The 1,026-nt window shown below is 63.8% G+C and carries 1 protein-coding gene; it reads right to left on the reverse strand.

Annotation, left to right across the window (positions count from 1 at the left end; genetic code table 11):
• Positions 1-1,026 (reverse strand): amino acid adenylation domain-containing protein (locus tag NKH49_RS34720; RefSeq protein ID WP_352930200.1); only part of this gene is annotated, 1,026 nt, incomplete at both ends.

Here is a 1,026-nt window from a genome sequence, read left to right on the forward strand (position 1 = left end):
CGATCAGCCGCGCGGCGATCTCGCCCGGCTCGATGCGGAAGCCGCGGATCTTCACCTGGTCGTCGTTGCGGCCCAGAAACTCCAGATTGCCGTCCGGCAGATAACGCGCCAGGTCGCCGGTCCGGTACAGCCGATCGCCTTCCACAAAGGGACTGGCGATGAACCGCTCCGCCGTCAGATCAGGCCGGTTCAGGTAGCCCCGCGCAACCCCCGCCCCGCCAACATAAAGCTCCCCGACCGCTCCGAACGGAACGGGCGCACCATGACCGTCCAGCAGATACACCCGCGTATTCGCAATCGGACGCCCGATCGGGATCGAGGCCAGCCCCTCGACGGCTTCGGATATCTCGAATGTGGCACATCCAACCGTCGCTTCTGTCGGACCAAATTGATTGATCAGACGCACGTTCGGGAAACGCTCTTGCCAAAACTGCATGTCTGCCTGGATCAAGGCCTCGCCCCCGACCATGAGCGCTCTGGCCGGGGCTGGTCCCTTGTAGGCTTCAAGCCGCTTGTTCAGCATGCTTAGATGCGAAGGCGTCAGCTTGATCAGATCATAGGTCTGACCATCCTCTACAGCACCAAGCCAGTCTATTAGAATGCGGAGCCTGGCGCCCGCCAACAGAGGCCCGAACAAGGTTGTGATGCCGCCGTCGAAGCTGAACGACAGCAGCATGGGTGAGCCGTTGCCGGCTCGTTCGTAATGGCTGCGATCCGACCAATGCAAATAATTTACCAGACTTCCATGCTCGACCATGACGCCCTTTGGGGTTCCTGTGGAGCCTGAGGTGTAGATCACATAGGCGAGATGGCGCGCGGTGAGGCCAAGGGCGCGCGGCTCGGGATCGCAAGCGGGCAGCCCGGCCCAGGCCGTGGCCGTCGTAAGATCGACCACCCTCACATCGGCCAGCGCCTCGGCGCCGAGTGCGGCGCGTCCGGCCGCATCGGCCAGCAGCAGGTGCGGCGCGGCTTCGTCGAGAACCTGCCGCAGCCGCGCGCAGGGATAGGCCGGGTCCAGCGGCAGAT

Origin of the sequence: Mesorhizobium sp. M1088, assembly GCF_040318575.1 — a bacterium.
GTDB lineage: Bacteria > Pseudomonadota > Alphaproteobacteria > Rhizobiales > Rhizobiaceae > Mesorhizobium.